This window comes from Tomitella fengzijianii, assembly GCF_007559025.1.
Classification (GTDB): Bacteria; Actinomycetota; Actinomycetes; order Mycobacteriales; family Mycobacteriaceae; genus Tomitella; species Tomitella fengzijianii.
Window position 1 is genome coordinate 1,030,321 of the sequence record NZ_CP041765.1, and the last position, 24,089, is coordinate 1,054,409.

The following is a 24,089-nucleotide window of genomic DNA, read 5'->3' on the forward strand; positions in this document are numbered from 1 at the left end:
GCGGCGCAGGCAGGGTGCGGAGTGTGTGCGGGATCTCGCCCGCGGGGCCCGTTTATTGCGGTGCGGATCCGTCGACATCGAGCGTGACGAGGGCGCCCTCCTCGCAGCGCCAAGGACCGTCCCGTGGTGGCACGAGCGGGAACCAGCCGGAGCCGTGGAAGTTGTCGGGTACGTCGGCCACCAGTCCGGAATCGAATCCGGACTGTCCGACGCGTAGAGGGCTGAGCTTCATGGTTCCGTCGTGCGAATACTCGCCGTCTGTGTCGGGCCAACTCGTCCGGGTGATGAGCATGCAGTCGGTCACTTCGCCCGCCGCGCGTGCGTGCTCTGTCACCATTCCCAGGCATGCGACCTCGAAGATCCCGACGAGCTCGGCCGGAACGGAGTCGAGGGTCTGCGAAGCGAGCGAGGCGGCCCAGTGACTCCCACGGAGCAAGTGCCGGCGCCCGTCATGGTGCGCAAGGATTCGGCGGTCGGCGTCGGCATGCGCGTTGCCGGCGGCAGGAACGTGCTCTGCGCGCGTCTCGACCACGTGGGAGGCCTCAGGAAAGACTGCGGGGTCGATCTCCCGGAACTCCAGCAAGTACTCCACCCGGTCGCCGACCCGCGGGATCGTCTCCTGGCCGTCCGAGACCAGGTACTCGGGCAGGACTATCCGCAACTCCGCCATGGAGACATGGTGCACGGGGGTTCTCTCGGCCGCGATGCTCTCGCGGGAATGCCCGCGGCTATCGGGGGGCGTCGTGGTAGTTTCCGGTGCAAGGTGTCCCCGCGCCCGATGGCTTCGCCCATCGGTTCGTCGAGTGCGTGGGGTTTGCACGATGACTGCCGAAACGGCTGATCGCACGATTTCCGTGTTCGTGCCCGGTTGGGTTTTCGATGACCGCTCGCTCACCCCGCCCGATCGCGGAGACCTCCTCGACGTCGAGTTGACGTTCGACCCCGCCGGGCAGACACCCTCGCCGTGTGAGCGCGCCGTGCAGGCCATCGCGCGGCCGATGTTCGGGCACGCCCCCCGCAACCGACCCGGCGGTCGACTGCGCTGGCCCCACGAAGTGATCGGTGACGGATGGTCCGCCGAGTGGCTGTCTGAGCAGCCACTGGCCGGACGGGTCGAACTCACCGGAACGCTCGTCGTCGGTGTCGGCTGGACGTCGTCAAGCAACGCAGCGCGGGTGCGCGGCCGGGTGCGGCGGGTCCGGCTCGTCGAGCAGCGCTTCGAGCACGTCGAACGAGGGATACGCGCCGTGGACGGCACCGAGCGGCTGACCGAGGTCGAGTTCACCCCGCGCCGCTTCTGGTCGGACCTGGTTGTAGAAGAGGACGGTTTCCGGGCGACGGGCGTGCTGGTCGACCTGGACGTCCACGACGTGCCGGCGGCGAAGCCGGAGTTCGTCGCCGGCGCGGTTTCCGTCGCCGGGCCCGACGTGTGGGTGATGGACCGGTCGGATCCGGTCCTGCTGCACATCGACACGAGGCCGTCGCCGCCGCGAGTGGTCGAGTACCTGTTGCCGCTGACCATCGAGCCGCCGGTGGACCAGTGGACCCGCAGGGTTCACGCCGACCGTGACGGGTGCTGGATCACCTCCCGCTACGAGGTGTTCCGGTGCGATCGCGACGACGACGGGACGCTGACCGTGGAACGTGTCTGCACGGAGGGTGGCAGCACCGTTTTCTTCGACGGGCAGCTTTTCCTGATTGGTCACCTGCGTCCTAAACTGAGCAAGGACCCCCGCTACGGCGCCGTGCGCATCGAGGGCGACGCCCACCGGCTGCGGGTGCTCGACGAGGAGCGGCGGTTCGTCCCCGTCGCGGATCCGGCCACCATCGCCGAGGTCACGGCGCAGTGGGGGCGAGCCGACTCGGCGCGCGGGACCGACGGCACGGAGTGGAGGGCCGTGGGCATGCTCACCGCGCAATCCCCGGACGGCACGCGTCGGCGCATCGACCTCGATGTGCGAACCCGTGGCACTGTGCGCTGGGTTCGGCCGGACCCGCTGACGGATCCGGCCAACGCCGACATCGTCGCGAGGATCTCGTTTCCGCCGCCGCGCGCCGCAACATAGAACCGTTGGACTTGGCGCTCTCCGGGGTGCTGAGCTGCGTGCGCGCATATCCAGGGCGAGTCCGCGCGCAGGCCGCTCCCGTGACACCATGGACAGCCGTGACCGACGAACCTCTCTCCGCACCGGCTGACGACGACAGTGCCGCGCACGGCGACTCGCGCATCCGCGGCGGCGCGCGGGATTCCGCCCCTCCCGGCCGCGGCGAGGAGGCCGCGGCGGCGGGCGTGATGCCGCTGGTCGCGATGATCGGCGGCGGGCAGCTGGCGCGGATGACGCAGCAGGCGGCCATCGCGCTGGGGCAGAACCTGCGGGTACTCGCGGGCGCGCCGGACGAGTCCGCGGCGCAGGTGTCCGCGGACGTGGTGCTCGGCAGCCACACGGATCTCGACGCGCTGCGCCGCGCGGCGGACGGGGCTTCGGTGCTCACCTTCGACCACGAGCACGTGCCGCCGGAGCACTTGCACGCACTTGTGGCGGAGGGCGTGACGGTGCTGCCGCCGCCGGAGGCGCTGGTGCACGCCCAGGACAAGCTGCTGATGCGCCGCAGGCTGCGTGAACTCGGCGCGCCGGTGCCGGACTTCGCGCCGGTGGAGGGCACCGCGGACGTGGCGGAGTTCGCCGAGCATCACTCCTGGCCGGTGGTGGTCAAGGCGACCCGCGGCGGCTACGACGGCAAGGGCGTGTGGGTGCTGCACTCCCAGGACGAGGCCGCGGAGGTGGTGGCCGCGCAGCGCGCCGCGGGAACGGTGCTCATGGTCGAGGAGGCCGTGCCGTGGCGGCGCGAGCTGTCCGCGATGGTGGCGCGCTCGCCGTTCGGCCAGGGCGCGGCGTGGCCGGTGGTGGAGACCGTCCAGCGCGACGGCGTGCTCGCCCTCGCGCTGGCCCCGGCGCCCGGCATCTCCACCGAGCTGGCCTCCCGCGCGCAGCAGCTGGCGCTGCGCCTGGCCGACGAACTGGGCGTGGTCGGGTCGATGGCGGTGGAGCTCTTCGAGTTCGACGGCCCGGACGGCACCCCGCGGATCCAGGTCAACGAGCTGGCCATGCGCCCGCACAACTCGGGCCACTGGACCCAGGACGGCGCCGTGACCTCCCAGTTCGAACAGCACCTGCGTGCGGTGCTCGACTACCCGCTCGGCGACCCGTCGCCCACGGCGCCGCTCACGGTGACGGCGAACGTGCTCGGCGCCGCGCAGGCGCCGGAGATGTCGATGGACGAGCGCCTGCATCACCTGTTCGCGCGGATGCCCGAGGCCAAGGTGCACCTGTACGGCAAGGGCGAGCGCCCGGGCCGCAAGCTGGGTCACGTCAACATCGCCGGCGCCTTCCCCGGGTCGCCCGACGACGCGGACTATGCGGCGGACGTGCGTGAACGGGCGGAGCGCGCGGCACACTGGATGTCGCACGCGGAATGGACCGACGGATGGGATGGGCACGCGGATGACTGACCAGCAGCCGGAGCGGACCCCGGGGGCGCCGGGCGAGGGCGCCGCGCGCGTCGGTTTGATCATGGGCAGCGACTCGGACTGGCCGACGATGGAGGCCGCCGCGCTGGCGCTGGCGGAGTTCGACGTGCCGTTCGAGGTGGGCGTGGTCTCCGCGCACCGCACGCCGCAGAAGATGCTGGACTACGCGCGCGCGGCCCACACCAGGGGGGTGCGCGTGGTGATCGCGGGGGCCGGCGGTGCCGCGCACCTGCCGGGCATGGTCGCCTCGGCCACGCCGCTGCCGGTGATCGGCGTGCCGGTCCCGCTCAAGCATCTCGACGGAATGGACTCGCTGCTGTCGATCGTGCAGATGCCGGCGGGCGTGCCGGTGGCCACGGTGTCCATCGGCGGCGCGCGCAACGCGGGCCTGCTTGCGGTACGCATGCTCGCCGCGTCCGATTCCGCGCTGCGCGAGCGGATGGTGGAGTTCCAGGCGGGCCTGGAGCGCATGGTGGCGGACAAGGACGCCGCGCTGCGCGCGAAGTTGATGGGCTGATACCGGTGCCGCCCGGCGACGACGCGCCGCGGAATCCGGCGCTGCCGGATGCGCGGATGCGCGTGATGGACGCCGCGATCCGGCTGTTCTCCGAATCGGGCTTCGAGTCCACCACCGTCGACGAGATCGCGGCGGCCGCGGGGATCTCGCGGCGCACGTTCTTCCGCCAGTTCCACTCCAAGGAGGACGTGGTCTTCGCCGACCACCGCGCTTTGCTGGCGCAGGCGTCCGAGTTTCTCGAAACGTCGCGGCACAGCCCGCACACCGACCCGTGGGTGTCGGTGTGCGACGCGGCGGAGCTGGTATTCCGCCGGTTCGAAGAGAACCGGGCGCTGTCGGTGCGGCGCTACCGCGTGGTCAATGCCGTCGAGGCGCTGCGCGAGCGGGAGATCGTCACCGTGCACAGCTACGAGCGGCTGTTCACCGACCACCTCGGCGCGGTCGATCCGTCGGCCGCGCCGTCGGTGATCGTGCCGTTCGCGGCGGCGGTCACCGCGGGGCACAACTACCTGCTGCGCGAGATGCTGCGCGGCAACCCGGAGGCCACGCTGCACCGGCTGCGCTCCGAACTTTCACTGATCCGTAGCCGGATGCGCGGCGAAGCGGCGCCCGCAGACGGGCGGGCGTCGGCCGGCCGTCGCGTGGTGGTCGTCGTCGCGGAGCCGGGAGCGGGCGACGACGAGATCGCCGACGCGGTGCGGTCGCAGCTGGCGCGCACAGCCGACGGCACCGTCGCTGGCACTTAGTGCCAAGCGTGGCCGCGCGGCGCGGGCGTGGCGCGGACGTGGCGCGGACGTGGAAGCAAAAGGGCTTGACGTGCTGGTGCAGTACGGGAGTATCATGGCTTCGGCGGATGTCGAGGCGCTGTCTGCGCACATGACGGAGATGTGGACGTCCGTGGAGGGCGCAAGCTGGCACTGAGTGTCATCGAGAGTCCCTTGATTTCACTCGGAATCGGCGAAGCGACACGCATGCTGTGTCCATCGGGCGTCGCCGCCGCGCCCGCGGACCCTACGAGGAGGACCACCAATGGCCGGAAACCCGGATTTCGACCTGTTCAAGCTGGGCGATGAGCACGATGAGCTGCGCGCCGCGATCCGCTCGCTGTCCGAGAAGGAGATCGCGCCGTACGCCAAGGCCGTCGACGGGGAGGCCCGCTTCCCGCAGGAGGCGCTCGACGCCCTCACCGCGTCCGGGTTCAACGCGGTGCACGTGCCCGAGGAGTACGACGGCCAGGGGGCGGACTCGGTGGCCACCTGCATCGTCATCGAGGAGGTCGCGCGGGTGTGCGGCTCGTCGTCGCTGATCCCCGCGGTGAACAAGCTGGGCACGATGGGGCTGATCCTCAACGGGTCCGACGAGCTCAAGAAGCAGGTGCTGCCGCAGCTCGCCTCCGGCGAGGCGATGGCCTCCTACGCGCTGTCCGAGCGGGAGGCGGGTTCGGACGCCGCGTCGATGCGCACGCGCGCCAAGGCCGACGGCGACGAGTGGGTCCTCAACGGCTCCAAGTGCTGGATCACCAACGGCGGCAAGTCCACCTGGTACACCGTCATGGCCGTGACCGACCCCGACAAGCGCGCCAACGGCATCTCCGCGTTCATGGTGCACAAGGACGACCCGGGCTTCTCCGTCACCGGCTACGAGCACAAGCTCGGCATCAAGGGCAGCCCCACCGCCGAGCTGGCCTTCGAGAACTGCCGCATCCCCGGCGACCGGATCATCGGCGAGCCCGGCACCGGGTTCAAGACCGCGCTGGAGACGCTGGACCACACCCGGCCCACCATCGGCGCGCAGGCCGTGGGGCTGGCGCAGGGGGCGCTGGACGCGGCGATCGACTACACCAAGGACCGCAAGCAGTTCGGCAAGTCGATCAGCGAGTTCCAGGGCGTGCAGTTCATGCTGGCCGACATGGCCATGAAGCTCGAGGCCGCCCGCCTGATGGTGTACACCTCGGCGGCGCGGGCCGAGCGCGGCGAGAAGAACCTGGGCTTCATCTCCTCCGCCGCCAAGTGCTTCGCGTCCGATGTGGCCATGGAGGTCACCACCGACGCCGTGCAGCTGTTCGGCGGCGCCGGGTTCACGACCGACTTCCCCGTGGAGCGTATGATGCGCGACGCGAAGATCACCCAGATCTACGAGGGCACCAACCAGGTCCAGCGCATGGTCATGTCGCGGGCACTGTTGAAGTGAGCCGTCCGGCGATCGCGCCGGTCACGGATCCCGACACGAAAGCGAGATTATGAAGCAAGTAGGAGTGGTCGGCGGCGGCACCATGGGTGCCGGCATCGCCGAGGTCTGCGCCAAGGCCGGCACCGCGGTCACCGTGCTGGAGACCAAGCAGGAGTTCGCCGACGCGGCCCGTGCGCGCATCGAGAAGTCGATCGCGCGCGGGGTCAAGGCGGGCAAGCTGGGGCAGGCCGACGCCGACGCGGCCCTCGCCCGCGTCACCGTGACGCTCGAGATGAACGATCTCGCCGACGCCGACCTGGTGATCGAGGCCGCCCCGGAGATCGAGTCGCTCAAGGCCGAAATCTTCGGCAAGCTCGACCAGATCGTCAAGGCCGACGCGATCCTCGCCACCAACACCTCGTCGATCCCCGTGATCAAGGTGGCGAACGCCACGCAGCGGCCGGAGAAGGTCGTCGGCGTGCACTTCTTCAACCCCGTGCCGGTGATGCCGCTGGTGGAGGTCATCTCCACGCTGTCGACCTCTCCGGAGACTGCCGCCGCGGTCACCGAGTTCGCCTCCGCCACCCTGGGCAAGACCGCGGTGCAGGCGGGCGACCGCTCCGGCTTCATCGTCAACGCGCTGCTCATCCCGTACCTGCTCTCGGCGGTGCGCATGTACGAGTCGGGCTACGCCACCAAGGAGGACATCGACGCGGGCATGAAGGGCGGCTGCGGCCACCCGATGGGCCCGCTGACGCTGTGCGACACGGTGGGCCTCGACGTGGCGCTGGCCGCCGCGGAGTCGATGTACGCCGAGTTCGGCGAGCCGCACATGTGCCCGCCGCCGCTGCTGCGTCGCATGGTCGACGCGGGGCACCTTGGCCGGAAGACGGGCAAGGGCTTCTACGACTACAACTGAGTCCCCGCCGCCGCAGGGTGCACGAGCCTGCCGCGGCAGCGCGTGACCGAGGGCGGACGCCCCGGCGGAGGATTCTCCGCCGGGGCGTCCGCGCGTTTCCGGCGGCGTCGCGGTCGTCGCGGGCTACGGTGCGGGGGGGCGCGTGGCACGGCGTGGACGGAGGAGACCGTGGGTCGATCGTGGTGGGGGTGGGGCGACGAGGATGCTGCGGTGACAGGGGAGGAGGCCGCCGCGCTGGAGCAGCGGGTGGCCGCGCTGCTGCCGGACGCCGATCTCACCGCGCACCGGCCGCCGGCCGTCCACGACGTGCCCCTGCCGGCGCCGCGGGTGTCGGCGCCCGCCGCCCTGCGGGCCTTCGTGTCCGACGGCCACGCCGACCGCGTCGCGCATGCCCGCGGCAAGGCGTTCCGCGATGTCGTGCGCAACCTGCACGGCGCGGTCGACCACGCGCCGGACCTGGTGGCGCGGCCGCGCACCGAGCAGGACGTGACGGATGTGCTCGATTGGTGCACCGGAGCGGGCGTCGCGGTGATCCCCTACGGCGGCGGCTCCTCGGTGGTCGGCGGCGTCGAACCGCGCTTCGACGGTCCGGCCGTGTGTCTCGACACGACCGCGATGAACAAGGTCCTGGAGGTGGACGCCACCAGCCGGGCGGCACGCGTGCAGGCGGGGATCCTCGGTCCGGCGCTCGAGGACGCCCTGCGCCCCGCGGGCCTGACCCTGCGCCACTTCCCGCAGTCGTTCGAGTTCTCCACTCTCGGGGGCTGGCTGGCCACCCGGGCGGGCGGCCACTATGCGACGGTTCTCACCCGCATCGACGACCTCACCGAATCGATGCGGGTGGTGACCCCGGCGGGCACCTCCGAATCTCTGCGCGTGCCGGGATCCGGCGCCGGCCCGTCGCCGGACGGGCTGTTCCTCGGTTCCGAGGGGACGCTCGGCGTCATCACCGAGGCGTGGGTGCGCCTGCAGGACCGCCCGCGCTACACGGCCTCGGCCGCAGTGCATTTCGACGATTACGCAGGCGCCGTCGCGGCGACCAGAGCCCTGGTGCAGTCCGGATTGTCCCCGTCGAACTGCCGGCTGCTCGACCCGGTGGAGGCGATGCTCAACGCCGGGACGGCATCGCAGGGCGGCGTGCTGGTACTCGGCTTCGAATCCGCCGACCACCCGGTCGACGCCGCCATGGACCGTGCGGCCGAGCTGTGCGCAGATCACGGCGGGGCCGTCCGCGACCGGCGCAGCGACGACCGCGCCGAAAACAGCGCCGGCGGGCGCAGCGGCCCGGGTTCCGCAGGCGCCGGCGGGCCCGCGCGGCGGTGGCGCTCGTCGTTCCTGCGCATGCCGTACCAGCGGGACGCCCTGGCCGCGCGCTCGATGATCGTCGAGACCTTCGAAACGGCGTGCACGTGGGACCGCTTCGACGCGCTGCGCCACGCGGTCACCGCCGCGGCGCAGGACGCGATGGCGCAGGAGGGCGCAGCCGGCGTGGTCTCGTGCAGATTCACCCACGTGTACCCGGACGGGCCGGCGCCCTACTTCGGCGTGTACGTGGCTGGACGCTGGGGCGCGACGGTGACGCAGTGGGACGCGATCAAGTCCGCGGTGAGCGAGGCCATCGCCCGCGAAGGCGGCACCATCACCCACCACCATGCGGTGGGCCGGGATCACCGCCCCTGGTATGACCGGCAACGCCCGGACGTGTTCGCGGGCGCGTTCCGCGCGGCGAAGTCGGCGCTGGACCCGGGCGGCGTACTCAATCCGGGTGTGCTCGTGGACTCGGACCCGAGGGCGGCGGGACGCCGGAACGCGGATCCCGCGCCGTCGCGGTAGTAGCCTCAGCACATGGGATTCGTGCGGGAAGAACGACGGTCCATTGTCGACACGATGCAGCAGGCTGGGCCCGACGCGCCCACCCTGTGCGAAGGGTGGACGGTGCGCGATCTGCTCGCGCACCTGGTGCTGCGCGAAGGCCGCCCGGACGCCGCCCCTGGCATCCTCATCCCGCCGCTCGCCGGATACACGGCACGCGTGCAGGCGTCTGTGGCGCGCAGGAACTTCGGCGAGCTGCTGGACGCGGTGCGCAGCGGCCCGCCGTGGTACTCGCCGATGCGTTACCTCGATGAGAAGGCCAACCTGGTCGAGTACATCGTGCATCACGAGGATGTGCGCCGCGCACAACCGGATTGGGAGCCGCGGGAGCTGCCCGCACCGGTGCGCGGTGCGCTGTGGAAGGCGGCGACGATGCTGGGTCGGCGCGCGTACTCATCGGCTGCGGCCCCCGTGGTCCTGGAGGCGCCGGGGCGGCCCGAAGTTCGCGTGCACCACGGCGGCGACGGCGGCGCGGTCACTCTGCGCGGGGAGCCAGAAGAGCTGGTGCTGCACGCCTTCGGCCGCGACGCGGTGCGCATCGGGTTCGAGGGGCCGGCCGAGCAGGCGCGCGCGGTGCGGGAGATGAAGCGCACGATCCCCTGAGCGCCATCGCGTGCCGCGATCTGATGGCGGGCATCCGCCGGCCGGCCGATGCAAAGCAGGGCCCCGGCCGCACAGGGTGCGGCCGGGGCCGGGACGGGATTCGGATTGTTACGGGTGTGCGGTTGCTCAGCCTGCCAGTAGTCCGCGGATGGCCGGGGCGTACCGTGCGACGACGTCGTCCACCGACAGCTCCGCCACTACCGGCGACTTCACGATGTAGCGGGCGTAGACCATGCCCATGTTCATCGCGACGATGACCGCGCTGCGCTGGTGTGCGAGGGCGGAGTCCATCCCGTCCTCGGTGAGCTGTTTCTCCACCACTTCGCCGGTGGAGTCGCCGACGGCGAGGATCAACTCGTCGGTCTGCGGGTCCTCGCCCGCGGACAGGATCAGCCCGGTGAGCAGGCTCTGCGTCTCGGGGCGCTCCCACGCCCGCAGGATCTCGCGGACGAGACGCTCGGCGAAGTCCATGCCGCGCATGCCCTGTGCGCTGTCGTCGCTGATGTTCTCCGCCACCTCGGCCTGCCGGGCGGCGGGCTCGTGGTGACGATAGAGCACCTCGCGGAACAGGCCCTGCCGGGAGCCGAAGAAGTAGTTGATCATCGCGGGGTCGACGCCCGCGTCGTCCGCTATCGATTTCGCAGTGGCCGCGCGGAATCCTTGGGATGTGAAAGCCTGGTAGGCGGCGTCGAGGATCGTCTCACGGGTATCAGGTCGCCCGGGCCGACGACCGGGCCGGCCGCCACCGGCTTGCCTCCGCTTGATCGGGGGCTGGTCTGTAGGCATGCCGCCATACTAGTTATCGGATCGGGCACATGCTCCCCGAGATATGGTCGAGATTATCGATATTAGATCGTTACCGCAGGTCCGCGGTGATTTTCTCGATTTCAAATCGGCGCGACATCGCCGCGTCGTCCGGGTTGCTCACCTGCACAAGCGAAGCGCCCGCCGCAAACGGGGCGAGTAACCCGGTCACAATCGATCCTGCGTCGTCCCAACCGGCCACGGCGAGCACCCGATCCGAATCCGTGATGTGGAGCGCAGCGGCGGCCGCGCGTGCCTCGTCGGCCGTGTCGGCGATGCTGCGCCCGTTCATCGCCGGGGCGTCGGCGTCGATCCGTTGCGGCATGAACCGGTCACCGTGGAGGCGTACCGTCGTCGCGTAATCCGTGGCGCCGGGCGGAAGGTCGGCGGCCGGGCGGCCGAACGCGTCCAGCGACAGCACCAGAAGCTCGTCCGCGTTGCGCGCTTCGGCGGAGGAGTCGGCCTGCATGAGCGACTCGGCGACGAAGGCGATCTCCGCAGGACTGCCGGTGTCGTCGCCGCCTTCTGAGCCCTCGGCGCCCACCAGGACCTCGCAGCCCGCCCACCAGCATCCCAGCAGCACGGCGGCCGTCTGCCAATGCGCGGGGAGCGCGATGCGCACGCGGGTGCCGGGTTCCGCGGCGAACTCGTCGCGCACCATGTTGGCGGTCTTGGCGGCCCAGTTCATCAGGGTCACCGTGGACAATTCCACACGCTCGCCGGTGCCGTCGTCGTAGTAGGTCACGCGGGGCGTGGCGGGGTTCGTCGCGAGGATCGGGTCGATGAGCTTCTCGGTGAGTGTGCGGTGGGTGGGGGTCACTGTTCACCTCGTCTGCGGAAATATGCGGAGCCGCTGCGTGCGGCCGACGGTGGTGATGCGGGTCGGGGTCAGTTGACGCACCGGACGCCGTCGTCCGCGCTCACGGCGGGACCCACCGGGTGGTCGGCGTCGGGCTGCGCCGTGGTCGGCCCGGGCTGCCCGGTGCCGGCCGCGGATCCTCCGGAACCGGACGATCCGCCCGACTCCGAGACGCCGTCGGTCCCGGACACCAGGGTGCCAGACCAGGTGTCGGAGCCGGGACCGGCGTACTCGTCGGACACGACCACGGTGACTGTTCCCGGTGTCATCGCGTCGTCGGTGACCACTTCGAGCCCGCCCAGAGCGCGCGCCACCGCGGTCGCGGCGTCACGGCTCCCCGGCGCCGCGCGCACCTGCGATTCGGACGGTGGCGCGGCGGTGTAGTTGGCGACGCGGCCTGCCGGGTATCCGACCGAGCCGAGCGCCTCCGACACGGCAGAGGCCAGGCCGCCGATCGCCGAGCTGTTGAGCACGTCGACGGTCACGTCGCCCGGGGAGACGTCGAGCGCTTCGCCGCCGTCTGCGGCGGGTCCGCTGCCGCCGTCTCCGGCCGGATCCGCGGGCGGGTCGCCGCGGCCCACGAGCCCCTCGAAGAAGGAGTGGACCTGAGCCGGGTCGATCTTCACGATCGATTCCCCGTCCGGCGACGTGCCGGAGGGGTTCTGCACGGGGATGGTGCGGAACGTGACGGCACCGGCGGACAGGTCCTGCAGGCGGCGGGCGAAGCCGAGGATGTCCCATCCGGAGTCGACGACGACCGACCGCTGCACCGCCGAGTTGAGCTGGTTCAGCTTGGCGGGGTTCGCGAGCATGTCCGCGCTCAGCACCTCCTGGGCGAGCGATGCGAGGTAGGACTGCTGCCGGACGATCCGGTCGAGGTCGCCGCGCGGCAGCCCGTGCCGCTGCCGCACGAAACTCAGCGCGTCGGACCCGTGGAGCGTCTGCCGGCCGGCGGGGAAGTCTGCGCCGGAATAGGGGTCGTCCACGGGCGCATTGAGGCACACCGGCACGCCGCCGACGGCGTCCGTCAGCAGGACGAAGCCGAGCAGCCCCACCTCCGCGTAATGGTCGACGGTGATGCCGGTCAGGTCGGCCACCGCCTCGAGCAGGGCATGCCGGCCGGCCTTCGTGCTCTCGGCGTCCGCCTTGTCCGGGTCCATGCCGTCCTCGACGAGCTCCGCCTGCTTGAGCGCCTTGGTCTCGCCGTAGGCGGCGTTGATCTTGGACATGCCGATGCCGGGGACCTGCACGTACGAGTCACGCGGAATCGACACCGCGGTGGCAGACGATCCGTCGTTGGGGATCCGGATGAGGATGATCGTGTCGGTGTTGGTGGCGTCGGCCTCGCCCGCGCGCAGCATGTCCAACTCGTGCTGCGAGAGCGGATTGCCCTGGGCGTCGGTGCGCGAGTCGATTCCGACCATGAGGATGTCGACGGCGCCGTCCTTGCCGTCCCCCAGCTCCAGGCCGCCGGCCGTGGTCAGGCTCGACCGCAGCGAGTCCACCTGCTGCCAGGCGAACCCGGTGACGATGAGGACGAGTACCGACACCAGCGTGACGAGGACCTTGCCCGGGTGCCGCAGCGCGGTCGCCCACGCGCCCGCGGCAGTGGTTCGGGGCGGACCGCCGGCGGTGCGCGGCCGCTCGCCGGAGGCCCGGCGTCCGTCGCTCCGGGACCGGCGGTGCCACTGACCGGCGGCTCCCGCTGTGCTCCGGGAGTCGCTGCGGCGCCGGGAGTCGCTGCGGCGCCGGGAGTCGCTGCGGCGCCGCGCCCGGGCCGCGTTCCGCCCGCCGCGGGGGTCACGTCCGTCGGGGTCGGACGGCACGGGCAGCCCTCCTGTCGGTCGCCTGCACTGCTTTGTCGCCTGGGGTCTCGTGGACTGGGCTGTCCGGTGGCCTGCACGGGCCGGGCGCCGGTCTGCGATACCGGTGTTCCAGACTAGCGGCCCGACGCGCGGTGGCAGGGGAGGCCGGACCGGGATCGTGCCAGACTCGGCCGCAGTGGAAAGCGGACCGAGGAAGTTCGCGGGACCGTTCGGAGAAGGAGGGGCGACGCATGGCGACGCGGATACTGATCGCGGGAGCGGCAGGTCAACTGGGGTCCGCATTGCTGTCCCGGTGGCACGACGGGACGGGACCCGATGCGGGACGGGTCGAAGCGGTGGGGGTCGGCTCGTCTGAGATGGACATCACCGATCCGGCCGCCGTGCGGGAGGCCGTGCGACGGATCGACCCGGGGGTGGTGGTCAACTGCGCCGCCTACACGGCGGTCGATGCGGCGGAGGCCGACGAGGCGGCCGCCCACGCCGTCAACACGGTGGGCGCGGAGAACCTGGCGCGGGCGTGCGCCGACGCCGGATGCGGGCTCGTGCATCTGTCCACCGACTACGTCTTCTCCGGGGCCGGACCCGGGGCGGGGACGGCATCGCCCGCCTCCTGCGGCGCGGACGGTTACGAATCGGACGACCCCGTCGGTCCGCATACCGCGTACGGGCGCTCGAAGGCCGCGGGGGAGAGGGCGGTCCGGCGGGCGCATCCGGCCGCGGTGATCGTCCGGACGGCCTGGGTGTACACCGGCGCGGTGCGGCCCGGCGGCGGCGATTTCGTCGCGACCATGCGGCGGTTGGAGGCGGAGCGCGAGACCGTGGACGTGGTCGACGACCAGTGCGGTTCGCCCACGTACGTCCGGGACCTCGCACGCGGAATCGCCGAGCTCACGGGGCGGCTGACGGACGGGCCGGCGGCGGACGGGCCGGCGGGGCGCACGCTGCACGCCGCCGGCGGCGGGGCGGCGACGTGGTACGAGGTGGCGAGGGCCGTGTTCGAGGAGCTCGGCGCGGATCCGGGCCGGGTCCGCGCATGCCGGACCGAGGACATGCCCCGGCCGGCGGCCCGCCCGCGTTATTCCGTTCTCTCCGGCGCCTCCTGGGCAGCCGCCGGGCTCACCCCGTTGCGGCATTGGCGGCCGGCACTGACCGCGGCACTGGCGGAACCGTGAGCCGCCGCCGTCCGGCCATGCGGCGCGGAGAGTGACGCGACGCGCAGGCCCGGCACCTCATTGGTCGTCGGCCCGCGGCTGTGGATACCCTGACCGGCGTGACTGCGACCCCCTCGGACGAATCGGCGCCCCCCACCGGCGGATCGGCATCGGGCCCCGCGCCGACGCTCAGCGTGGTCACCGTGACGTACTCGCCCGGCGAGCACCTCCGCGGCTTCCTCGAGTCGCTCGCGTCGGCCACCGTGCTGCCCACCGAGGTCATCATGGCCGACAACGGCTCCACGGACGGCGCCCCGGAGGCCGCGGCGCAGGAGTTCCCGGGTGCGCGCCTGCTGCGCACGGGCGGCAACATCGGATACGGGGGCGCGATCAACCGCGCGGTGGCGGAGATCGATCCGGCGGCGGAGTTCGTCGTGGTGGCCAACCCGGACGTGCGCTGGAAGGCCGGCGCCATCGACAGTCTCCTGGCCGCCGCCCGCCGCTGGCCCCGTGCCGGGTCCCTGGGCCCCACGGTGCTGGAGCCGGACGGGTCGCGCTACCCGTCCGCGCGGGCCGTGCCGGGCCTGCTGGACGGCGCCGGGCATGCGGTCCTCGGCAAGGTCTGGCCCTCGAACCGGTGGACGCGCGCCTACCTGCAGGAAACGCAGGAGGTCAGCGAGCGGCCGGTGGGATGGCTCTCCGGTTCATGCCTGCTGTTGCGCAGAAGGGCCTTCGATTCGATCGGTGGCTTCGACGCGCGCTACTTCATGTACATGGAGGACGTCGACCTGGGCGACAGGCTCGGCCGCGCCGGCTGGCAGAACCTGTATGTTCCGGATGCCACGGTGGTGCACGCCAAGGGTCATGCCGCCGGCAAGGAGCCGGAGCTGATGCTGCCGGCGCACCATCGCAGCGCCTACCGGTTCCAGGCGGACCGGCATCCTCATTGGTGGCAGGCGCCGCTGCGCGGGGCGCTGTGGGCGGGTCTGCGGCTCCGGTCGCAGGTGTCGGTGGCGTCGGCGGTCCGTGAGCGTCGCAGGGCGGGCAGGCAAGCGTGAGAGCGGAGACGAATCCATGACCGTACAGTCCGGACAGTGGGGAACCGGCCGGGCGCGGCAATCCGCGGCGGCCCCGGCGTCGCCCTCGCCGGGGCGCGACCTCGCGGAAGAGACCGACGCGGTGATCCTGGTGGGCGGGAAGGGCACCCGCCTGCGGCCGTTGACGCTCTCGGCGCCGAAGCCGATGCTGCCGACGGCGGGGGTGCCGTTCCTGACGCACCTGCTGGCGCGCATCCGGCAGGCCGGGATCCGGCGCGTCATCCTCAGCACCTCGTTCAAGGCGGAGGTCTTCGAGGAGCACTTCGGCTCCGGGGCGGATCTGGGCCTGTCCATCGAATACATCACGGAGACCGATCCGCTGGGCACCGGCGGCGGCATCCGCAACGTCCTGCCCCGGATCGCCTCGGAGAACGTCCTCGTGTTCAACGGCGACGTGCTCGGCGGCACCGACCTGGGCGGGCTGCTGGAGACGCACGCGCAGCAGGAGGCCGACGTCACGATGCATCTCGTGCGCGTGGGGGACCCGCGCTCGTTCGGCTGCGTGCCCACCGACGAATCGGGGCGGGTGACCGCGTTCCTCGAGAAGACCGAGGATCCGCCCACGGACCAGATCAACGCCGGTTGCTACGTGTTCCGGCGCAAGGTGATCGAGCGGATCCCCGCGGGACGCGCGGTCTCGGTGGAACGCGAGATCTTCCCCGCGCTGCTCGCCGCGGGCGCGCGCGTGTTCGGGCACGTCGACGCGTCGTACTGGCGTGACATGGGCACGCCGGAGGACTTCGTCCGCGGGTCCGCCGACCTGGTGCGTGGGATCGCACCATCGCCGGCGCTCGACGGGACGCGCGGCGAGTCGCTGGTGCACGCCAGCGCGGGCGTCGCCCCGGGCGCACTGCTGATCGGCGGCACCGTCGTCGGGCGGGGCGTCGAGGTGGGGGCCGGGGCGCGGCTCGACGGCGCAGTGCTCTTCGACGGGGCCAAGGTGGAGGCCGGCGCCGTCGTGGAGCGTTCGATCATCGGGTTCGGCGCCCGCATCGGGCCCCGCGCTCTGATCCGGGACGCGGTGATCGGCGACGGCGCCGACGTGGGGGCGCGATGCGAGCTCGTCGGCGGCGCGCGCGTGTGGCCCGGGGTCCACCTGCCCGACGGCGGGGTCCGATTCTCGACCGATGTCTGACAACGAGGAGAGCGCAGTGGGACGGCAGTCGGAGGACGACGGCGGACAGCCGGTGTACCGGCGCTACGTGGCGCTGGGCGACTCGTTCACCGAGGGGGTCGGCGACGACGACGCGGCGCGCCCCAACGGCCTGCGCGGCTGGGCGGACAGGGTCGCAGAACAGCTGGCGGCGCATGCGCGCCGGGCCGGCGGCCCGGAGCCGGCCTACGCGAACCTGGCGGTGCGCGGGCGGCTCCTGCCGCAGATCCTCGACGAGCAGATCGAGCCGGCGCTGGAACTGCGCCCGGACCTGGTGACCATCTACGCCGGGGGCAACGACATGATGCGGCCCTCGCTTGATCTCGACGCCCTGGTGGCACGGTACGAGAGCGCGTTGCTCCGGCTCGCCGATTCGGGTGCCAGGGTGCTCGTGTTCACCGCCTACGACGCGGGGTGGGCGCCGGTGTTCCGGCGGCTCCGCGGCCGCACCGCCATCTACAACGAGCTGCTGCGGCCCGCAGCGTACCGTGCCGGGGCCGACCTGGTGGACTACTGGAACATGCGCGGCTTCGACGACACGCGCATGTGGGGCACCGACCGGCTGCACATGTCGCCGCTCGGCCACACGCTGATGGCCGCCGAGGTGCTCGATGTGCTGGGCGTGCCGCACGCCGTCGAGCGCCCGCAGTTGCCGCCCGCGCCGGCGCTGTCGCGGGCGGAGCAGCGAGAGGTGGACCGCGAGTGGCTGCGCACCTTCCTGGTGCCTTGGGCGGGACGCCGGCTGCGCGGGGCGTCGTCCGGGGACGGCGTCTCGCCGAAGTACCCGACGCTGACGGCGATCGAGGTCTGAGGCCCCGCCCGGGCCGACGGTTCAGCGGCGGCGCGCCAGCGCGATCATCCTGGCGATCGTGTCGTGCTCGGCCGCGTCCGGCAGTTCCCCGACACGCCACCAGCGCAGGTCGTCGGATTCCGCGGACCGTACCGGCTGCGCCCCCGGCGGGGCGACGGCGAGGAAGCGCACGTCCAGGTGGCGGGTGGGCACGCCGAGCGAGCAGGTGATCGGGTGGGTGTGCAGCTCGAGGGGCACGGGGTCCAGTGCGACTCCGGTCATCCCGGACTCCTCGGTGGCCTCGCGCAGCGCGGCGGCCTGGATGCTCGCATCCTCAGGCTCGCAGTGCCCGCCCAGTTGGATCCACCGTCCCACGCGCGGGTGCAGTGTGAGCAGGACCCGCTCCAGGTCCGCGTCGACCAGCAGCGTCGACGCGGTGAGGTGCCCGGGCGCGCTGCGGCGCAGGCAGGCGTCGGGCGCCGCGTCGAGGAACGCGAGATAGGTGTGCCGCATCGAGTCCTGCCCGGCGTTCGGCGCCGGCCACTCGCGCAGGGTCTCGGCCGCGGAGGCGTGCAGAGAGGTGGGGTGCTGGCCGGCGGAATGCGCAGCGGCGGCCGTCGGGTCCATGCCGGTCATCGGGTGACCAGCCGTGTTCCGGTGTCGGCGGGCGGGCGCGGTGCCAGGCCGTCGGCGGGGTGCCCCACGGCGATCGCACCGAGCGGGCGCCAGTCGTCGGGCAGGTCCAGAACGCGGCGCACGGTCTCCGGGGCGAAGATCGTCGACCCGATCCAGCAGCTGCCCACGCCGCGGACGGCGAGCGCCACCAGCAGCCCCTGCACTGCGGCCCCCACCGCGACCGTGAACATCGTCTCCTCCGCGCGGGTCCGGCGCGCATCGGGATAGTCGTGCGCGCCGTCCGGCACGCAGAAGGGGATGAGCACCTCGGGGGCGTCGTAGAGGATGTCACCGCGGTGCACCCGCTTCTCGACGCGCCCGGGGTCCCAGCCGTCGGCGGCCAGGTCGGCGCGCCAGTCGTCGCGCATCGACTCGAGCAGCGCGTGCCGGCGGTCGAGGTCGCGGAGCCAGACGAAGCGGACGGGCGCCGTGTGGTGCGGCGCGGGAGCGGTCAACGCCTCCGCGACGGACTCCTCGATCAACGCCGGGTCGACGGGGTCGGCGGTGAAGGAGCGGACCGAACGCCGCAGGAGCAGCGCCTCGCGGCGACCGCGCTCGATCGACTCGGCCGTGCCCAGCCAGAACAGGTCCTCCGTGCCCTCGCGGACGAGATCGCGCGCGCGGGATCCGTCGTCGCGTGGGGACAGCCCGCGGACCACCGCCACCGGGGTCGCGCCCAGCTTGCCCTTCACCAGGTCGCCCGCGGCGGCGATCTCGTCGGCCACCGCGATCTCGGTCACGATCAGCTCGTTGCCCTGCCCGTCCACACTGCCGTCGAAAGGGTGGCTCACCGCCAGGCCGGCGGCGCCGATCGCCGCGTCGGTCTGCCCGATCCGCCACGCACGGCCCATCGTGTCGGTCACCACCACCGCGACGGTGACCCCGGCGAGCCGGCGCACGGCGTCGCGCAGGCCCCGCGCGCTGGCGTCCGGATCCTCCGGCAGCAGCGCCAGCTCGTCGCCGCGCACGTTGGATCCGTCGATCCCGGAGGCGGCCTGGACGATGCCGAGGCGGTTCTCGGTGATGAGGGTGCGGTTCTTGCGGGCCACCACGCGGACCGACTCCTGGTCGATCAGGCGGCGCCGCGCGGCGTCCCGCTCGTCGGGGTCGCGCGGCGCCGCCACGATGCGCCCCTCCGCCTTGGAGACGATCTTGGAGGTGACCACCAGGACGTCGTCGTCCTCGAGCCACGGGGCGCACGCCACGATGGCCGCTGCGAGGTCGTCGCCCGGGCGGAACTCGGGCAGGCCCTCGACGGGGCGGATCGTCAGGTGCGGTGCGGCGTGATCGTCGGGCGCCCGCCCGTCGGCGGTCACGGCGCCTGGTCTTCCGCAGGGCCGACGCCGGCCAGATCCAGGGCCTGCCGTGCCATCTCCGCGGTGGCCTCGTCGTCGGTCATGAGCAACGGCACCGACCGCACGTCGACGCCGGGGACGTCGGCATGGTCGCCGGTGTGCACCAGCCAGCCGTCGAGCAGACCGGATTCCGAGCGCGCGCCGTACATGCGGCCGACCGCCTGCGCCGAGGTCTCGACGCCGATCACGGACAGGCAGGTGTCCGCCATGCCGCGCACCGGTGCGCCGGCGATGATCGGGGAGACGCCCACGATCTTCGCCTCCGTCGTGCGCAGCGCGCCGCGGATTCCGGGTACAGCGAGCACCGGTCCGATGCTGACCACGGGGTTCGACGGGGCGATGAGGACGACGTCGGCATCCTCGATGGCCTCGACGACGCCCGGCGCGGGGACGGCGCGCTCGGCGCCCACCTGGACGAAGCTGTGCGTGGGGACGCCGGCGCGGTGGCGTACCCACCACTCCTGGAAGTGGATTGCGCGTTGTTCGCCGGAGTCCTCGTCGGTGACGACGACGTGCGTCTCGCAGCGGTCGTCGGTCACGGGCAGCAGACGGACCCCGGGCCGCCAGCGGTTGGACAGCGCCGCGACCACATCGGAGAGCGGATACCCGGCGCGCAGCATGCGGGACCGGATCAGGTGCGTGGCGGTGTCGCGGTCGCCCAGGCCGAACCAGGTGGGGTCGGCGCCGTACGCGGCGAGCTCCTCCTTGACACGCCAGCCCTCGTCGGCGCGGCCCCACCCGCGTTCGCGGTCGATGCCGTCGCCGAGGGTGTACATGCAGCTGTCGAGGTCCGGGGTGATGCGCAGCCCGTGCAGCCATACGTCGTCGCCCACGTTGACGACGGCGGTGACGGAGTGACCGCCGCTCGCCGCGCCGCGTGCGTCGTCTGCGCCGTCGCTCCGGTGGCCTTCGCCGCCGGGGATCCCCAGATGTGAGCGCAGCCCCCGGAGGAACTTCGCGCCGCCTACTCCGCCCGCCAACACCGTCACCTTCACGGGCACGAGCCTAGTGCGTGCCGGCCTGCATGCCCCGGCGAGGGCGAACCGCCCGCCGACCCGTCTCAGGGTGTGCGCGCACCCGGGAACGGCGGTACCTTGTGAGGGAAAACACACGGCAAAAGCGGAGGTCGCCGTGTAAAGACTGTGTGACTCCTCCGTGTCACCCTTCAAAAATGATGGATCAGGATGATATAGCGATTTCGCGATTCGGGTTGAAGGGTCGGTCCGGGAGGTGTTTAATCACAGGCATGTGATTCGGGTGGATGCGAGGTCTTCGGGCGGTCGGCATCCTCGGGGAGTCCAGGCTCCCGGGGCGCAGGCTGCAGGACGTATCGATCGGTCGCTATGGTAAACATGGACGTTCACCATTGGATCGTTCGGCGGCCGAGGCCGCAGGCCGGCGGTTCACCCGGCGCGCACGCCGACGGGCGTCGATTGCGGGAAGTGCGACTGCAGGAGATGCCTGATCGGGCAACCGAGTCCAGGCATACGGCACCACGACAGATGAGGACCCTTCACGATGCTGAATGAGCCCGGTGGTCACGAATCTGGCCGCAGACTGTTTCACATGACGGAGCTTCACGCGGCCGACGGCGCCGCGCCGGGAACCGTGGCGGAACCGCAGTCGGGGGAGTGCGGGGAGTTCGGTCACGGCTTCGGCGAGGAGCCGGTGGCCACCGGCCGCCCGGAGCTCGATCTGGTGGGCGGGTTCGAGGGCAGCGACCTCGGCCCGGTCGAGGAGCAGTGGCAGGATCAGGCTCTGTGCGCGCAGACGGACCCGGAGGCGTTCTTCCCCGAGAAGGGCGGCTCCACGCGCGAGGCCAAGCGCATCTGCCAGAGCTGCGAGGTGCGTTCCGAATGCCTCGAGTACGCGCTGGAGCACGACGAGCGGTTCGGTATCTGGGGCGGTCTCTCGGAGCGTGAGCGGCGCCGCCTGAAGAAGGGCATCGTCTGACGGTCGCCCGGCGCCCGGTGGGCTGAGCCGGGTGGTGCGGGCGGCGACGTGCCCGAATCTCCTGGCCCCGAATCTCCTGGCCGGAGCGCGGGCCGACGGCTCAATCGTCCCGGAGCGTGGGGTCGATGATCTCCGGCGTCACGCCGAGGTGGTTCGCGATCTGCTCGACGAGCACGTCGTGGATGAGCAGCATCAGCTCTTCCGGTTTGCCGGCCCGCAGTTCCAGCGGCCGCCGGAACAGCACCAGCCGTGCACGAGTGGGGCGGCCGTCGCGGGTGAGCCCGGCCGGGATGAGGCGGGCTAGGGGCACGGCCCCGTCGGCGACCACCTCCGGTGGCCACACGACCGACCGGGGGTTGCGGGCGCTGATCCGCGGTACATCGTCCACGGCCAGGTCCAGCTTGGTCAGCCTCTCATGCCAATCCGCGTCGATCGCGCTGAACGCGTTGAGCGCGAGCTGATCGAAGGCGGACGATCGGCTCAGCCGGGCGGGGGCGCCCGCTGGGAGGATGCTGCCCCGGGGGCCGCGCCCGCGCCGTTCCACACTGCGGGAACTGGGTTCGCCGCCGCGTCGCCCGCCGGAGGACTCGCCGTGCGCGGACGCGCGGGACACGCCCGGTGCGCCCGGGTGCCTGCGCCGTCCCAGCCCGCGACCGGCGGCCGCGCGGTCGCCGAAAGGCCCTCTCATCATGACGACGAGGCTACCCGTGGGGCCGTCCGCGGGCGCACAGGCGCGTCCGGTGCGGCCCGGACGGTGCGACATGCGGTGAGTGCGACGGTGCGGCGCGGGGAGTGCGATAGGGTCGACGCTTGTGAGGATGCTGCGGAAATGCTGCCGGCCGGGGTGCAACAACTCGGCGGTCGCCACGTTGACGTTCGTGTACTCGGACTCGACTGCAGTGGTGGGACCGCTGGCGACGAGCGCGGAGCCGCACTCCTGGGACCTGTGCGAGTCGCACGCCGTCCGCATCACCGCGCCCCGCAACTGGGATCTGGTCCGCCACGAGGGCCGCTTCGCGCCCGGCGAGCCCGACGAGGACGATCTGACGGCCCTCGCCGAGGCGGTCCGCGAGGCCGGACGGGGGGAACGCAGGAGGTCCGCCGCCGCCGACGGTCCGGCACGCGGGGCGGACACGCCGTCGGGGCCACCGTCGCCGATCACCAGGACGGGACGCCGGGGGCACCTGCGCGTCCTGCCGGATCCGGAATCCTGACGGGGATCACGACGGGCCCGGGCCGTTAGGATCGTGGCCGTGCGGGACGGCCACGCGGGGCGTGCGGAGTCCGCCGCGCATTCGTAGACGAGATTCGAGAGGCTTGGGGCAGTGGTGCGATCGGCTACGTCAGTGCACGCCGTGATCAAGGCGTACGACGTGCGAGGGCTCGTGGGTGAACAGCTCGACGAGGGCTTCGTCCGCGACGTCGGCGCAGCGTTCGCGGCCCTCATGCGATCGGAGGGCGCACTCTCCGTCGTCGTGGGCCACGACATGCGCGAGTCGTCCCCGGCGCTCGCCGCCGCCTTCGGCGAAGGAGTCCGGGCGCAGGGGCTCGACGTCGTCTCGCTGGGGCTGACCTCCACCGACGAGCTGTATTACGCATCCGGCGCGGCGTCCTGCCCCGGCGCCATGTTCACCGCCAGCCACAACCCGGCCCGCTACAACGGGATCAAGATGTGCCGTTCTGGTGCACGTCCGGTGGGGCAGGACTCCGGACTGGCCGAGATCGCCGGCGCGGTGATCGCAGGCGTCCCCTCCTGGGATGGACGCCCCGGGGAGGCGTCCCGGCGTGAGGTGCTCGGAGAGTACGCGGCGTTCCTGCGCGGGCTCGTGGACCTCAGCGCCATCCGCCCGCTCACCGTGTCGGTCGACGCGGGCAGCGGCATGGGCGGGCACACCGTGCCGGCGGTGCTCGGCGGCGCCGGCCTGCCCCTCACGATCGACCCGCTCTACTTCGAGCTCGACGGCGAGTTCCCCTTTCACGAGGCGAACCCGCTCGACCCGAAGAACATCGTGGACCTGCAGGCGCGCGTCGTCGAGTCGGGCGCCGACGTGGGTCTGGCCTTCGACGGGGACGCGGACCGCTGCTTCGTGGTCGACGAGCTGGGCCGTCCGGTGTCGCCGTCGGCGGTGACCGCCCTGGTGGCGGAGCGCGAGCTGGCGAAGGCGCCGGGGGCGTCGATCATCCACAACCTCATCACCTCGCGGGCGGTGCCGGAGCTGGTGCGCGAGCTCGGCGGCACCCCGGTGCGCACGCGCGTCGGCCACTCCTTCATCAAATCGACGATGGCGGACACTGGCGCGGTGTTCGGCGGAGAGCACTCGGCGCACTACTACTTCAAGGACTTCTGGAACGCGGATTCCGGCATGCTCGCGGCGATGCACGTGCTGGCCGCGCTGGGCGAGCAGGAGCGCCCGCTCTCCGAGCTGATGGCCTCCTACACCCGGTACGCGGCGTCGGGCGAGATCAACTCCACGGTCGAAGACGCGGCCGCACGCACCGACGCGGTGGTGGCGGCCTTCGCCGACCGGACCGTGTCCGTGGACGACCTGGACGGGGTCACCGTGGAACTCGAGGGCGGCGCGTGGTTCAACCTGCGGGCGTCCAACACCGAGCCGTTGCTGCGGCTCAACGCCGAGGCGGCCACGCAGTCGGAGGTGGACGCGCTGGCCGCGGAGGTGCTCGCCGTGGTGCGCGGCGGCTGACCGGGCCAGCCGGAGGGCCGGGGGCGGCCCCGACCGCGCGGTGCGCCCCGGACTGCTGCGCGCCCGGGGCGGATCGGCAAGACTGACAGTGTGCGACGGGGATCGACCGGGAATG

23 protein-coding genes are annotated in these 24,089 nt (G+C 72.2%); 15 read left to right on the forward strand and 8 right to left on the reverse strand.

The features are described from left to right. Window positions 1-52: 52 nt before the first annotated feature. A complete protein-coding gene (locus FO059_RS04745) occupies window positions 53-670 on the reverse strand; it encodes a hypothetical protein (RefSeq protein ID WP_143906801.1) in 618 nt (205 codons plus the stop codon). Between the two features lie 190 nt (window positions 671-860). On the opposite strand from FO059_RS04745, the gene FO059_RS04750 reads away from it, so the two are divergent. From FO059_RS04750 to FO059_RS04785, 8 genes are all read left to right on the forward strand, one after another. After that, window positions 861-2,066 (forward strand): DUF6578 domain-containing protein, encoded by a 1,206-nt coding sequence (locus FO059_RS04750; protein WP_168226583.1) that lies wholly within the window; start codon window positions 861-863, stop codon window positions 2,064-2,066. 227 nt (window positions 2,067-2,293) lie between these two features. Continuing rightward, window positions 2,294-3,511, forward strand: coding sequence for a 5-(carboxyamino)imidazole ribonucleotide synthase (locus tag FO059_RS04755; RefSeq protein WP_372497846.1), 1,218 nt, complete (start codon window positions 2,294-2,296; stop codon window positions 3,509-3,511). After that, a complete protein-coding gene (gene purE, locus FO059_RS04760) occupies window positions 3,504-4,046 on the forward strand; it encodes a 5-(carboxyamino)imidazole ribonucleotide mutase (protein WP_143906807.1) in 543 nt (180 codons plus the stop codon). The genes FO059_RS04755 and purE overlap by 8 nt, the downstream gene beginning before the upstream one ends. 5 nt (window positions 4,047-4,051) lie before the next feature. After that, a complete protein-coding gene (locus FO059_RS04765; RefSeq protein ID WP_408033854.1) occupies window positions 4,052-4,792 on the forward strand; it encodes a TetR family transcriptional regulator in 741 nt (246 codons plus the stop codon). A 283-nt stretch (window positions 4,793-5,075) separates the two neighbouring features. Next, complete coding sequence (locus FO059_RS04770; RefSeq protein WP_143906811.1) at window positions 5,076-6,236, forward strand: acyl-CoA dehydrogenase; 1,161 nt, start codon at window positions 5,076-5,078, stop codon at window positions 6,234-6,236. Window positions 6,237-6,285: 49 nt separating this feature from the next. Further along, window positions 6,286-7,134, forward strand: a complete 849-nt coding sequence (locus FO059_RS04775; RefSeq protein WP_143906813.1) for a 3-hydroxybutyryl-CoA dehydrogenase — start codon at window positions 6,286-6,288, stop codon at window positions 7,132-7,134. 168 nt (window positions 7,135-7,302) lie between these two features. Beyond that, window positions 7,303-8,967, forward strand: coding sequence for an FAD-binding oxidoreductase (locus tag FO059_RS04780; RefSeq protein WP_143906816.1), 1,665 nt, complete (start codon window positions 7,303-7,305; stop codon window positions 8,965-8,967). A gap of 12 nt (window positions 8,968-8,979) precedes the next feature. Next, a complete protein-coding gene (locus FO059_RS04785; RefSeq protein WP_143906818.1) occupies window positions 8,980-9,609 on the forward strand; it encodes a TIGR03085 family metal-binding protein in 630 nt (209 codons plus the stop codon). Between the two features lie 126 nt (window positions 9,610-9,735). Here FO059_RS04785 and FO059_RS04790 read toward each other — a convergent pair whose 3' ends face one another. From FO059_RS04790 to FO059_RS04800, 3 genes are all read right to left on the reverse strand, one after another. Further along, window positions 9,736-10,395 (reverse strand): TetR/AcrR family transcriptional regulator, encoded by a 660-nt coding sequence (locus FO059_RS04790; RefSeq protein WP_143906820.1) that lies wholly within the window; start codon window positions 10,393-10,395, stop codon window positions 9,736-9,738. A 70-nt stretch (window positions 10,396-10,465) separates the two neighbouring features. Further along, window positions 10,466-11,233: a TIGR03089 family protein gene (locus FO059_RS04795; RefSeq protein ID WP_143906822.1), complete on the reverse strand. Its 768-nt coding sequence runs from the start codon at window positions 11,231-11,233 to the stop codon at window positions 10,466-10,468. A gap of 68 nt (window positions 11,234-11,301) precedes the next feature. After that, window positions 11,302-12,855: an LCP family protein gene (locus FO059_RS04800; protein ID WP_235671140.1), complete on the reverse strand. Its 1,554-nt coding sequence runs from the start codon at window positions 12,853-12,855 to the stop codon at window positions 11,302-11,304. Between the two features lie 473 nt (window positions 12,856-13,328). Here FO059_RS04800 and rfbD point away from each other — a divergent pair, with 473 nt between their 5' ends. The 4 genes from rfbD (at window position 13,329) to FO059_RS04820 (ending at window position 17,310) form a co-directional block, all read left to right on the forward strand. Continuing rightward, window positions 13,329-14,270 (forward strand): dTDP-4-dehydrorhamnose reductase, encoded by a 942-nt coding sequence (rfbD, locus tag FO059_RS04805; protein WP_143906826.1) that lies wholly within the window; start codon window positions 13,329-13,331, stop codon window positions 14,268-14,270. Between the two features lie 173 nt (window positions 14,271-14,443). Continuing rightward, window positions 14,444-15,307 (forward strand): glycosyltransferase family 2 protein, encoded by an 864-nt coding sequence (locus FO059_RS04810; RefSeq protein WP_143910441.1) that lies wholly within the window; start codon window positions 14,444-14,446, stop codon window positions 15,305-15,307. Between the two features lie 16 nt (window positions 15,308-15,323). Further along, complete coding sequence (manB, locus tag FO059_RS04815) at window positions 15,324-16,481, forward strand: mannose-1-phosphate guanylyltransferase (RefSeq protein ID WP_143906828.1); 1,158 nt, start codon at window positions 15,324-15,326, stop codon at window positions 16,479-16,481. Beyond that, the gene (locus FO059_RS04820; protein ID WP_143906830.1) at window positions 16,474-17,310 is read left to right on the forward strand and encodes an SGNH/GDSL hydrolase family protein; all 837 of its coding nucleotides are present in this window, start codon (window positions 16,474-16,476) and stop codon (window positions 17,308-17,310) included. The genes manB and FO059_RS04820 overlap by 8 nt, the downstream gene beginning before the upstream one ends. Before the next feature lie 21 nt (window positions 17,311-17,331). On the opposite strand, the gene FO059_RS04825 is transcribed toward FO059_RS04820, so the two are convergent. The 3 genes from FO059_RS04825 to cofD are packed head-to-tail and all read right to left on the reverse strand — an operon-like array spanning window position 17,332 to window position 20,314. Beyond that, window positions 17,332-17,925, reverse strand: coding sequence for an NUDIX hydrolase (locus FO059_RS04825; protein WP_233266908.1), 594 nt, complete (start codon window positions 17,923-17,925; stop codon window positions 17,332-17,334). Then, window positions 17,922-19,280 (reverse strand): coenzyme F420-0:L-glutamate ligase, encoded by a 1,359-nt coding sequence (locus FO059_RS18650; protein WP_233266907.1) that lies wholly within the window; start codon window positions 19,278-19,280, stop codon window positions 17,922-17,924. Before FO059_RS18650 ends, FO059_RS04825 begins: the two co-directional genes overlap by 4 nt. After that, window positions 19,277-20,314: a 2-phospho-L-lactate transferase gene (cofD, locus tag FO059_RS18655; RefSeq protein ID WP_233266906.1), complete on the reverse strand. Its 1,038-nt coding sequence runs from the start codon at window positions 20,312-20,314 to the stop codon at window positions 19,277-19,279. The genes FO059_RS18650 and cofD overlap by 4 nt, the downstream gene beginning before the upstream one ends. Window positions 20,315-21,014: 700 nt before the next feature. On the opposite strand from cofD, the gene FO059_RS04835 reads away from it, so the two are divergent. Next, window positions 21,015-21,272 (forward strand): WhiB family transcriptional regulator, encoded by a 258-nt coding sequence (locus FO059_RS04835; protein ID WP_168226647.1) that lies wholly within the window; start codon window positions 21,015-21,017, stop codon window positions 21,270-21,272. 100 nt (window positions 21,273-21,372) lie between these two features. Here FO059_RS04835 and FO059_RS04840 read toward each other — a convergent pair whose 3' ends face one another. Beyond that, window positions 21,373-21,960 (reverse strand): metallopeptidase family protein, encoded by a 588-nt coding sequence (locus FO059_RS04840; RefSeq protein ID WP_143910443.1) that lies wholly within the window; start codon window positions 21,958-21,960, stop codon window positions 21,373-21,375. Window positions 21,961-22,084: 124 nt separating this feature from the next. Here FO059_RS04840 and FO059_RS04845 point away from each other — a divergent pair, with 124 nt between their 5' ends. After that, on the forward strand, window positions 22,085-22,486 hold the full coding sequence (locus FO059_RS04845) for a DUF3499 domain-containing protein (RefSeq protein ID WP_168226584.1): 402 nt from the start codon (window positions 22,085-22,087) through the stop codon (window positions 22,484-22,486). Window positions 22,487-22,597: 111 nt separating this feature from the next. Beyond that, window positions 22,598-23,974 carry a phosphomannomutase/phosphoglucomutase gene (locus FO059_RS04850; protein WP_143906836.1) on the forward strand — a complete coding sequence of 459 codons (1,377 nt, stop codon included), beginning with the start codon at window positions 22,598-22,600 and terminating at the stop codon, window positions 23,972-23,974. The last annotated feature ends 115 nt before the right edge of the window (window positions 23,975-24,089 follow it).